The sequence below is a fragment of the Mesorhizobium sp. PL10 genome (genome assembly GCF_053714315.1).
This window is the reverse complement of sequence record NZ_JBSKBR010000068.1, coordinates 1-8,454: the sequence shown is the minus strand read 5'-3', so window position 1 is coordinate 8,454 and position 8,454 is coordinate 1. Positions and strand designations below refer to the sequence as shown.

The window sequence follows — 8,454 nt, the reverse complement described above, 5'->3', positions numbered from 1 at the left end:
AGGATGTCGGACCCCGAAACCTTACCTGAGTTCCGCCGCCCGTCGCCTCATGGGATCTTTTGACCGGAATGACGACCGATGAGCGACGACATGATGAAAACCTGCACGCTCGGGGAGAATACACTCGACGCCGAACTCTTGGGTGAGAGGATCTGGCTGAATCCAGCAGTCGGGGCATTTCAGGCGAGTCGACATCGTCACCGCTTCCCGTGCACGGGGTTTATAACGGCATCATGCGACGACGCTCTGTTTTTGGTTCAGGGACCCGACGCCCGGCAGAGATGCGCTCTGGGTCAACGGCATCGTCCTTGCAGTGATGGATGCAATAGATCGTCGCGTTGGAGGAGAAGCAGTGCCGTTGATCAGTGCCCGTCAGCGCGCCGCTTCCACGACGTGCTGACGAAGGCACATTCCCACCCGGCTCCCGTTTAGGCACAGGCTTCAGATCACTTCAGCCCAGTTTGCTCCGTCCGGGCAACGGCATATACATGCTAGGCCGCCTTGGATGCGTCTCTCAGAGAACGCGCGGCTTTGACCATATTGACAAGTGCCGGACGGACTTCCTCCCATCGACGTGTCTTCAAACCGCAATCGGGGTTGACCCAGATCTGACTATCGCAAAGGCGCTGGCGCGCCTGGGAGAGCAGGTTCTTCATCTCGTCGATTCCCGGCACCCGCGGTGAGTGGATATCATAGATGCCCGGTCCGATCTCGTTCGGATAATTGAAGTTTTTGAAGGCGTTGAGCAACTCCATCTGCGAGCGAGAGGTTTCGATGGAGATAACATCGGCATCCATTGCCGCGATCGCGTCAATAATGTCGTTGAATTCGGAGTAGCACATGTGCGTGTGGATCTGGGTCTCATCGTACACGCCCGTCGAAGCGAGCCGAAAGCATTCGATGGCCCATTCGAGATAATGCACCCGCTCGGACTTGCGTAGCGGCAAGCCCTCGCGCAGTGCGGCTTCGTCGATCTGAATCACCTTGGCGCCGGCGCTTTCGAGATCACCCACCTCGCCACGAAGGGCGAGCGCGATCTGACGGCAAACGACCGAGCGCGCGAGATCATCGCGGACAAAGGACCAGTTGAGAATCGTGACGGGGCCGGTGAGCATGCCCTTAACGGGTTTGTCTGTCAGCGATTGAGCGAACCGCCACCAGCGAACCGTCATAGGGTTGGGCCGCGATACGTCGCCGAAAATGATCGGCGGGCGCACACAGCGTGACCCGTAGCTCTGCACCCAGGCATTTTGGGTGAAGGCGAAGCCGGAAAGCTGCTCCCCGAAATACTGCACCATGTCGTTTCGTTCAAACTCGCCGTGCACCAGCACGTCCAGCCCGATCTCCTCCTGCCAACGGATTGCTGCTTCGATCTCCTTCCTCAGGAACGCCTCATAGTCGACATAGCTCAGTTCTCCCTTTGCATGGGCGGCACGCGCGTTGCGAATCTCGGGCGTTTGCGGGAAAGAGCCGATCGTGGTGGTCGGAAAGGGCGGCAGACAGAGCCGCTCGTCCTGAAGCCTAGAACGTTCAGAAAAACCGCTCTTCCTGCGCATCATGCTCTCGTCGACGAAGGCGAGGCGTCCTTCGACCAGCGGATCATGAATCTTCGGGGACGTCAGACGCGCGGCGGCTGCTTGGGTTGAAGACTCCAACTGTGCTGCAACCGCCTCCCGGCCTTCGGACAAGGCCCGGGCGATCGTGGTCAGTTCGTCCATCTTCTGCGCCGCGAATGCGAGCCACGACCTTACGTCCCGGTCCAGCGTGGTTTCCAGTTCAAGGTCGATCGGGACATGCAGAAGCGAGCACGAGGGCGCGATCTCCACTCGCTCGAGTGGCCAGCCGGCCACGACCGGTTTGATCCGGTCAAGCATGGGGCGCAGGTTCGCGCGCCAAACGTTGCGACCGTCGATCAGGCCAAGCGAAAGCACCAGGTCTTTTGGCGCAAGCCGGCCCACCGCCTCCAATTGTTCGGGAGCGCGTGCAAGGTCGAGATGCAGGCCCCCCACAGGAAGCGAAAGAGCGGTCTCGAGGTTGCCGTTCAGCCCGCCGAAATAGGTGGCGAGCATGATCTTTAGCTCCGGTGCCACTTTCGAAAGGCGCTCGTAGGCAAAATTGAACGCATCTTGCTCGTTTGGAATGAGATCGAGCACGAGTGCCGGCTCATCGATCTGCACCCAGTCGGCGCCCGCGAGTTTCAGTCGACGCAGCAGCAGCTCGTAAACCTGCAGCAGCCGCGGCAATAGCGAAACAGGGTTGAAGTCCCGGGTGGGTGACTTGGCGAGTTTGAGGAAGGTGACGGGCCCAAGGATGACCGGGCGAGTGTGAATGCCCAATGCTCTGGCATCAAGGAAGTGATCCAACGGCTTTGAGGAGGACAGGGCAAAGGCTTGATCGTCGGCGAGCTCCGGGACCATGTAGTGGTAGTTGGTGTCGAACCACTTGGTCATTTCCAGCGCTGTCACGGCTTGACCGGTTTGCCCGCCACCAGCAGCCTCTCCTTGGCTGCCACGAGCCATGGCAAAATAGGTGTCGAGCGAGATTTCTCCCACCCTCCAGCCATAGCGTGGCGGGACAGCGCCGACCATTGTTGCTGTGTCGAGCACATGATCGTAGAGTGAGAAGTCGTTGGACGGAATCTTTGTCACGCCGCGGTCGCGTTGTTCAATCCAGTTCGCGACACGCAGCGCCCGCGCCGTTTCGAGAAGGTCGGCTGCGGAAGATTTTCGCGACCAATAGGCCTCAAGCGCGCGCTTTAGCTCGCGACGGCGTCCGATGCGCGGCAGGCCAAGCGTGGCTACAGGAACTATGTGAGAGAGAGACATACCATACCCCGATGATTGGGGCGTGGACGCAAGGCAGACGTTGGCAAGCAGACGAGCCGGTTGCTACGCCCACCGAGACACCCCGCCTGTGGACCTTGTTCGCCGTGGCAGGTCTCCTGGCTCGCGGGTCAACACCTCAGCCCCTCTTCCCGAGGCTATTGACCTCCGTGACATGAGTGAGCTTGGCTCGCCGCTTACAGTTGCGGGGGCAGCGCCGGCATCTTCACCGGCTTCCCTCTTAGCTCTGTTGCGGCCGAACCGCATCAGAGAGCCATCGACTACTTACATTCCCCGGAGAGGACGTTGCTGTCAATCACATAAACAAATCTTTATATCGTGATCCCACTTGGTACGATAATTGCCGGGCGTCGGGTGATCGCGATCCTTTCGGCCGGTAGCCTGCTCAATTTCCTGCCCTTTGGGAGCCATTGCGACAATGGCCTGGCCTCGAGTCCAATGCGACTAAAAGACAATTCCAGTTCGTCGAAATAGCGGACCAGCGCCTCCGGCTCGCTGGCGATCTTGACCTCGCGCATGATCGCTCCGGTCGCGTCAACAATGCACACGCTGCTCTCTTCCAGAGAGACATCGATTCCCGCATAATGTTCCATGGCTGTTCCTCTCATGATGTTTGGAGCCGATCGCTCGGACTCCGTTTCAACACCATCATTCTGAGGGACAGCCACCCAACCTGGCTATGCTCGCGAAGGCCGGCCCATTACGGCATCTAGTTGGGATCAAACTTCTTGCCTTCTGGCGCCGGTTTCTTGACCCAGTGCCGTTCCAGCGCCGACAGCATTGTGCGTTCGGTCAGGTCGACGCCTTCGATCAGCGCCTTGAAGCCGGCATCGCCCGACGCCTTGGCCTCGGCGGGAATGGCGTCGAGCGCGCGGCGCAGATTGTCCGACACCGACAGCATGTCGCGGGCGAAATTGGCGACCGCATAAGTGCGCGCATCGTGCACGTCGCGCGCGGTGCGACGGCGCAGGTTTTCCATCTCGGCGGCGACGCGCAGCGTGCGGTCCTTCAACTCTTCGTTTGCCTTCAGTAGCCGCGCAACCGCTTCGTAGTCGCCATCGAGGCTGCCTTCCTTGCATTCGGCATTGGCCCCGGCCGTCTCGGCTTCATCGGGCGCGCTTTGGTCTTTTGATTGGTCGCTCATCGACATTTCCCGTGCTCTCGAATGGTATGGATTTTATGCCCGATATCGAGGTTTGGCGGCCGAAAATCAATGGCAGGCATACTGAAAGCCCCTGTCGCATCGAGCACGTATGACGAAGAGCTTTCGATTCCTCCCATTGAACGGCCACTTGGCTTAGACATCGTTGAAGAGGTGGCCAAGCGCAGATTTGAACGCCGCTGCGGCGGTTTCCGCTGGGTAGCGCTGATTGGTTGGGAGCCCGGCTACAGGCTGCTGCGCTATCCAGCCATCGCCGGATTTGTCGCGATGAACCTCCAATTTTCCGCGCTCAGCCGGCGCGTAAAAGATCTCGAATTGAGACTGGGCGTGACTTTGTTCCACCGCTATCCGGGCGGGGTCAGGGTGACGGCCGCCGGCGACTGTTTCCTGGCCAAAATACGACGTATTCTGAAAGATCTCGACGACACGCTTCAGGGGCTTGAATCAGCGGGCCACGGCGATAGCCACTCGCGTTTCTACGCAAGCATCATCCCGAGCTCTAATCTGATGCTCCATTACCGTTCCGCGCGCGAAACGGCGGCCCCAAGCGAACGCTTGATCCTCGGTCATGAACGGAGACAACATGGGCGCAGCTACATCTGGCCGGATCTGCTTGCGGCCGGCTTGACGGTCGAAAAGTTTGTGGCGTCCAGACTATAGGATCCATGTCTCAGGATCATTCATGGAGACGGTGAACCGAGCGGCGGCTGCACGATGCCGCGACTTTAGCTCACCGATCTTTGGGCGCGGCGCCGACCGGCCATCATTGACGACGTCTCGCCTGAGCTCGCGAGGCAGGCCTTTGCTGCCGCGCACAGAGGAAGGACTAGTGACAGCATCCCACCCAACCACGATGGTAGCGACGCATACGCCCAGACTTCTATCGCCTTTACGGCGTGCTTGCGACGTGCGTGCACCCCCCAAAATCGCCCAGTCAGGCCAAAGGATTTTCCGACCTGTCATCCCTCTTCATCTTTCCTCTTCCGCCGGGTGCGGTTTGGCTTCGGGAAATCCTGTTGTGGAGCCACACAGAGATCTTGTGAGCAAACCTGCTCACCCTTGTAGTTGGCCAGGGCCTGCAGCAATCGCTGTCCAATCCGCCGTTTCGTTTTTTCCGAGCCATCCTGCCAATCAGCAAGCGACTTCAGTGCCACTTCGATCAACTCGATCGCGCGATCCTTGTCCCCGCTCTCGTAAAAGTACTGACCGGCTGCCGGATAATATAGGAACTTGAAGCGGCCGTCGCCTTCCGGGGGATCCAGAGCCAGGATGTGTTCGGATAGCTCCTTGCCCATCGCGAAGCGCTCGGCAGACGGAATGTTTGAATAGTCCTCCTCCGGATGGAAGAGTTGTTCCAGTGCCTGAGACAACCAATTCACGGTGTTCTTGTTGATCGCGTCGCGAACGAAGAGCTGCAGGACCGGCAAGCCTGCCTCCATATCGCGCATTTCGTGAAGTAGCAGATTCGCATGACAAGTCCGGATATTGGGATCGTCCGGGAACAAGGCGACACCCTCTTCGATGGCCGAGAGCGCGGTGTGCCACTCCTGTTTCTTGAACGCCGCATAATATTTCTCCAATATCGGCGTTTTCACCGCTTGTTCGCGCATTCTGCCTTCGTTTTCGGCAATCCGCTTGGCATCACCGGCTTTCGCTTGCTTGCTGGTGCGCCAGCTGCCGTCGATCACTTTGGGCAAGACCTCAGCCAGGTCCATCGGATGACCGATAAACGCGATGGCGCCGTCACGATCGACAACGAACGAGGTCGGAATCCCGAGGGAGAAGCTGGGTTCCATCCAAAGTTTGTCCATTTCGCTTGAGAAATCGAACGCTATCCGATAGTTCAGATAGGAGCAGTTTTCCGTCAACCACGCGTCCAGCTTAGTACGCGCTTTGTCCGCGGTCGGAGCGTCTTCAGAAGCGGCGACCCCGACAACTTCAAGCCCGCGATCCTTGTATTTCTCCTGCAGCTCCGCCAGATGGGGCATCGCCGCCACGCATGGGCCACACCACGTCGCCCAAAATTCGACGATGTACAGTTTCCCAGGCTGGAAGGCGGTCAGCGGCTCGCCACGCAGCCAGCTCTGCACCTTGATCGCAGGGGCCGGGGAATTCATCCGAAGCACCATGTCACTCTCCAATTATCGCCAGATGCGCTACTTTTTGTGCGAGCTTGTTTTTCCGGGGAAACGGAACACGCGAACGAAGCGTGTGGGCAGCCCTCACTCAGTATTGCCGCTCTTCAGATTAAGCAAAGGCCGTGCCACCTCGCTCAGCACCAGTAAGCCTACGACTTTGCTTAGGAGGTCTATCGAGCAAGATCGCCTTTTGTAGCAAAACCGACATGGCGTCTGTCGCTGTCAGATTTTGGACACGGATTATGTATGTGTAGCCACTAGCCGGCAGCCAAATCGACGGTCGTCCATCGCGCAGCACTTCGGCGCTGGTTAGAAGTACGCATGCGATCTCCACGCCATGTCTGGATAGCGCGGGAACAGCCTGCCTACCTGCTCATGGACGATTTGTAGCGCGGTCGACGGGGATGATTAGAAGAAGCAGGAATGTGAGCGTTGCAACAAGGAAAACGGCCGGCAGCAACGCGACGTGCAGAAACTTGCAAAATGCGGTACAGACGAGCTGGCCGACCGCGTCTCCCTTTCTCGAGTGCGACTCAGCCGTGTCCGGCGGTGCTGCAGCTGCAATGTCCTCGCCAATTTCTTGGCTGAGCTTTGGCCCCTTGCTCAACCTGCGGCCGAGCGAATCGACGAAGGCGTCATAGCGCTGCCTACCTTCCGTGCGCGCTTCAGGCTGAACGGCGTCAGGTAAGGCCGGGGTTGACGTGAGCCAGAAGCGCACGAACAAGGCCAGCGTCTCGATCGATATGCCGAGATCGCGTTCAACCCGCTGTAGGCGCCGGTCGATCTGATCGAGCCGCCTTGCGATTGCCGCCTCTTTGCGTTCATCGTTCATCGGCATTCGGAGACAAAAAAGAAGCGATAGCTGCCTCCGCGATCAGCGACAGGGAGACATCCCTCTTGGCGGCGTAGTCAGCAAGTGCATTCATGACCTCCGGTTCCAGATAGGCCGAGAGACGCCGCTTTTTCATGGAGGTCAAAGTTCGATTCCGACTTTGGGATCGAGTGCGGCCTGTCGTGCGGGGCGCCGCATCGTCTGGTCGACCGAACGTCGTCGGGCTGCCTCATCATCGGATTCGTCGCGATCAAGATCGAATTCATCACTGTGTCCCAGCCTGGGGTCCGGCGCGATATCCTCATGCTCTGGCAGTTCTGGCTGGCGGCGGATGCCATGTTGTCGGGATCACTGTCCTTGCCCATAATTCGATGCGCGTATTGCCTGCCCGTCGGCACCTCGGAAAGCGACATTCCGGCATTCCGGTCCAGTCGTCTGGACGCGATACTGCGTCGTTGTGTGTGCGCTTGGGCGGAGGCAGGACGCGCTCGGCGACCCGCGGATTTGCGAAATAGCGCGCCTTTTTCGCCCGGATCGGCGACAGCCCAGAGACCATCACAATGCCATCGCTCGGTGGCAACTGCATGATCTCGCCGGGCGTCATCAACGCGCGGGCCGTCTCCTGTCGCGACCATGAGATGCCCAAGCCAAGGCGACAAACGATGCCCGGCATAGTTCTTCATCGCCCGCATTTCGGTTGTCGTTCCCAACGAGTCAGAGACGCGCTTGGCGGTCCGCTCGTCATTGGTCGCGAAACTCACACGCACATGGCAGTTGTCGAGGATGGAATTGTTCGGCCCATACGCCTTTTCGATCTGATTGAGTGACTGGGCAATGAGGAACGACTTGATGCCATAACCGGCCATGAAGGCGAGCGCCGACTCGAAGAAATCAAGCCGGCCAAGTGCCGGGAATTCATCGAGCATCAGAAGCAAGCGATGCCTGCGATCCTTTGCATAGAGATCCTCCGTTAGCCTGCGGCCGATCTGATTCAGGATAAGCCGGACAAGCGGCTTGGTGCGGCTGATATCCGATGGCGGGACGACGAGATAGAGTGTCGTGGGATGCGCGTTCTCAACCAGATCATTCTCCGATTTGTTGAGCAGTTCACGTGCTGCCGATGCCACAACGGGGTGCGGACCGGCATCGCCAAGGTGCTTGGTCAGCATCATGGTTCGCAAGGTCGTCTCGATCGGCCGCTGCGGATCGGAGAGGAACTTGGCAACACCGGCCAGTGTCTTGTCATTCTTAGCGTAGAGGACATGCAGGATCGCGCCGACCAGCAGCGCGTGACTGGTCTTTTCCCAATGATTCCGGCGTTCCAGCGACCGCTCTCGGTCGACCAGCACGTCAGCGACGTTCTGGACGTCTCGGACTTCCCAAGCGCCGCGCCTGACTTCCACTAGCCCGTCTTATGGACGACGACCCGTCTGAGAGGCGGCGGATGTAGCCTAAGCGATTGATTTGGCGTAGGATTCG

3 protein-coding genes, 4 pseudogenes and 1 riboswitch are annotated in these 8,454 nt (G+C 59.0%); of the genes and pseudogenes, 1 reads left to right on the top strand and 6 read right to left on the bottom strand.

The features are described from left to right. Positions 1-491 precede the first annotated feature (491 nt). From metE to grpE, 3 genes and pseudogenes are all read right to left on the bottom strand, one after another. Positions 492-2,825 (bottom strand): 5-methyltetrahydropteroyltriglutamate--homocysteine S-methyltransferase, encoded by a 2,334-nt coding sequence (metE, locus tag ACWGTO_RS32245; protein ID WP_454578775.1) that lies wholly within the window; start codon positions 2,823-2,825, stop codon positions 492-494. 89 nt (positions 2,826-2,914) lie between these two features. Beyond that, positions 2,915-3,116, bottom strand: a riboswitch (cobalamin riboswitch). A gap of 122 nt (positions 3,117-3,238) precedes the next feature. Next, a pseudogene (locus tag ACWGTO_RS32240) lies at positions 3,239-3,436 on the bottom strand (IS110 family transposase); the annotation flags it as partial. A 119-nt stretch (positions 3,437-3,555) separates the two neighbouring features. Next, positions 3,556-3,987, bottom strand: a pseudogene (gene grpE / locus ACWGTO_RS32235) (nucleotide exchange factor GrpE); the annotation flags it as partial. A gap of 69 nt (positions 3,988-4,056) precedes the next feature. Here grpE and ACWGTO_RS32230 point away from each other — a divergent pair. Then, positions 4,057-4,665, top strand: a complete 609-nt coding sequence (locus tag ACWGTO_RS32230) for a LysR family transcriptional regulator (RefSeq protein WP_454578774.1) — start codon at positions 4,057-4,059, stop codon at positions 4,663-4,665. 299 nt (positions 4,666-4,964) lie between these two features. On the opposite strand, the gene ACWGTO_RS32225 is transcribed toward ACWGTO_RS32230, so the two are convergent. From ACWGTO_RS32225 to ACWGTO_RS32215, 3 genes and pseudogenes are all read right to left on the bottom strand, one after another. Next, complete coding sequence (locus ACWGTO_RS32225; protein WP_454578773.1) at positions 4,965-6,134, bottom strand: TlpA disulfide reductase family protein; 1,170 nt, start codon at positions 6,132-6,134, stop codon at positions 4,965-4,967. 565 nt (positions 6,135-6,699) lie between these two features. After that, positions 6,700-7,111: pseudogene (locus ACWGTO_RS32220) on the bottom strand (CopG family transcriptional regulator); the annotation flags it as partial. Positions 7,112-7,116: 5 nt separating this feature from the next. Next, positions 7,117-8,381 (bottom strand): annotated as a pseudogene (locus ACWGTO_RS32215) (type IV secretory system conjugative DNA transfer family protein); the annotation flags it as partial. Between the last annotated feature and the right edge of the window lie 73 nt (positions 8,382-8,454).

Coding starts and splice junctions, on each gene's coding strand:
- metE (WP_454578775.1), bottom strand. CDS start 2,825: ATGTCTCTCTCTCACATAGTTCCTGTAGCCACGCTTGGCCTGCCGCGC.
- ACWGTO_RS32230 (WP_454578774.1), top strand. CDS start 4,057: ATGGCAGGCATACTGAAAGCCCCTGTCGCATCGAGCACGTATGACGAA.
- ACWGTO_RS32225 (WP_454578773.1), bottom strand. CDS start 6,134: ATGGTGCTTCGGATGAATTCCCCGGCCCCTGCGATCAAGGTGCAGAGC.